General features: G+C 51.0%; 1 protein-coding gene. It reads left to right on the plus strand.

The window, feature by feature from the left end; genetic code table 11:
- Positions 1 to 279: 279 nt before the first annotated feature.
- Positions 280 to 2607, plus strand: a complete 2328-nt coding sequence (locus JUK32_RS08280; RefSeq protein WP_204138386.1) for an NACHT domain-containing NTPase — start codon at positions 280 to 282, stop codon at positions 2605 to 2607.
- Positions 2608 to 2953 lie beyond the last annotated feature (346 nt).

Consider the following 2953-nt stretch of genomic DNA (forward strand, 5'->3'; position numbering starts at 1 on the left):
ATCGAAGCTTGAAACACTTGATATACAATTGTTTCAAGAGATGTGGCCCATTTTTACACGAATCGGTGCCATACCCCCTCATCGCTCATCTCTAAGCAAAAATCAGGTGGCGAACTATCGGACACATTTGCTGTCCCCCACCGTAAGAACGAAATTTTTATTTATTGCCAGAAATGAATAAAAATTTTAGTGGCTTTCCCACTAAAATCTAGGCATTAATATAAAACGTCCGATTTTTCAACCGTTTAAATTCTGTTTTTAATATGAGCTTTTTGTGCAATGGCCAAGCGATCGCTGCAGGCCTCACTCGTTGGTGTTCAACGGGCGAAGCGGGCCTTTTCTAGCAAGGGATGGACTCAAGAAAACCTGGCAGGGGAGGTTAATCTCAAAACCCGTCAGCCGATCTGGCGCTTGTTTACCGGCCAGCCGGTCGATCGGCAAGTCTTTATGGATGTGTGCCACATTCTGGATTTGGACTGGCGCGACATTGCCAACAACCCACCGGAAAACTTTCCTGACCCTGACGAATTATCGGAGTCGACTTTGTCGGCGCTTGACGAGTCCGATATTGACGAGTTAGTGACTGCGGTGCGATCGCAGCACCGAGAGACTATTCAGCAGCGGTGCGGCATTTTACAACTCCTCGACATTCATCACCCGGTCAACCTGGATGACATCTATGTTGATGTCAACATTCTGAAAGAACTGGCCAGCCAGCAGTGGGGCGAACTCACCACCCTCAACAACTTAGCCCTCACCGAGTTTGCTCGGGTGGGGTTAGGAGCCGTTGAGCGATCGCAAATTCCCGGCATGGAAGCGGTCGAAACTTACGCCAAACTGCGGGTGTTGGGCAAGCCCGGAGTGGGCAAAACCACCTTCTTGCAGCATTTAGCTGTGCAGTGTGACTGCGGGGAGTTCGCGGCGGAGCAGGTGCCGATTTTTCTGGCTTTGCGGGAATTTGCCGAAGCGGCTAAACGCCAGGATGACTTTAGTCTCTTTAACTATATTCAACAGACCTTTCCCACCTCGGGCCTGGCCGACCCATCAACCTTAGAAACCCTGCTGCAAGCGGGGCGAGTGCTGTTGCTGATGGATGGCATGGATGAAGTCTCCAGCGCGGACATTACCCTGGTCGTGAATGAAATTCGCCGCTTTGCCGATAAGTATCATCGCAATCGGTTTGTGGTGTCCTGCCGCACAACAGCCCACAAGTTCTGTCTGCGCGGCTTTACCGATGTAGAAATCGCCCCCTTTACCCGGACCCAAATCCAGACCTTTGCCCAAAAATGGTTCCGGGCGCTGAGCCCAGCCGGCACGCGGTCAGGTTCAGCGCCAGCGGCTCAATTTATGCAAACCCTAGACCTGCCGGAAAACTGGCCGTTTCGACAGTTGGTGGCCACCCCTCTATTTCTGCACCTGGCCTGCTGGATGTTTCAAGGCGATAAAAAGTTTCCCAGCAAGCGGACGGCCTTTTATAAAAAAGGGCTGAACCTGCTGTTGGGCAAGTGGGATGAAACCAAAGGGGTGGCACGGGATGATATCTACCGAGGCTTTTTACTGCCACAAAAGATGCGGTTGCTGAGCCAGCTCGCCGCCGACACCTTTGAGCAGGGACAATACTTTTTTGAGCAGCGCACCATTGAGCGCTACATCGAAGATTATCTACAGGAATTGTCAGGACTCGCCCTGGCCCCCGAATCACTACAGCTAGAAAGTGAGGCGATCCTCAAGGCGATCGAGGCCCAACACGGACTCCTGATCGAACGAGTCCGGGGCATTTTTTCGTTCTCTTACCTGGCATTTCAAGAATATTTGACCGCGCGGAAAATCGTCGCTACTCATAACTTGCGATCGCAAGAGCAAGCCCTGGACGGGCTTGTCAGCCATATTACCGACCCCCACTGGCACGAGGTCTTTTTGCTCACGGTGACCATGCTGCGCAGTGCCGATTCTCTCGTTCAGTTGATGAAGCAGAAGATTGATGGCCTGGTGGCTACAGATCCCTACCTGCAAGATTTTTTGCAGTGGGTCAACCAAACCTCTCAGGCCATCCCCCAGGAGTCTCAACTCGCGACGATCCGAGGGTTTTACCTGACCCTGATCCAGCCCTTGACCATGGCAGTCGACTTTACCTTACCGGCCCCCCTAGATCAGGACATTGTGTTAGACGCGGCCCTAGAAAATTTGTTGCAAGCTCTGGCCCTTGACCACAGTCAGGATGCGGCCTATGTCAACACCTGTCGTCAGGCTTTCAATAGCGTTTTAGCTATGGTTCAAGATGCGGGCTTTGATCAAGCGCTGCGACAACTCCAGGCGCAACTGCCGTCGCCCCAGCAAACTCAAGCAAGACGACAAGCTTGGTGGCAAGAAAATTACACGGCCTGGGTGGCTCAACTCAAAGCGGCGATCGCCCATTACCGCAACATCCATCATCCCTGGCAGTTCACCCCAGAGCAAGAACAAACCTTAAAGCACTACTACAGCGCCAATCAACTACTGGTAGATTGCTTGAATAGTAACTGCGAAGTTACCGCCGCCATTCGCGAGGAAATTGAAAGCACATTATTCCTATCCCAGAGAGAACTCGTAGACCGAGAGTGGGAATAAAGGCTGATCAAATCATGGCGTTCTTATCCAAATGCAACTGCACAGAAACAAAAATAAACTCTAAATCAAACATCCCTTGTTGATGTTTGATTTAGAGTTTAGGTCGTTCTAAAAAAGTAGCTGGCCGGATATTTTCAACGAGGGAAATTAGAATATTAAACCTTATCCAGGTTCAGAAGTGAAGTTTTGATATCTCGCCCAACCTCACCGCCTGCGGCATCTCTCCTTCCCAAGGAGAGGCTCAATGACAGCCTGGTTCCTCTCCTTTTCAAGGCTACTAAGTACACATAAATCCCTCCTGGGCTAGTGACCATCCCTGAAAGATGGCCTCAAATTTCCTGAGCCC

The organism is Halomicronema sp. CCY15110 (assembly GCF_016888165.1).
GTDB lineage: Bacteria > Cyanobacteriota > Cyanobacteriia > Phormidesmidales > Phormidesmidaceae > Halomicronema.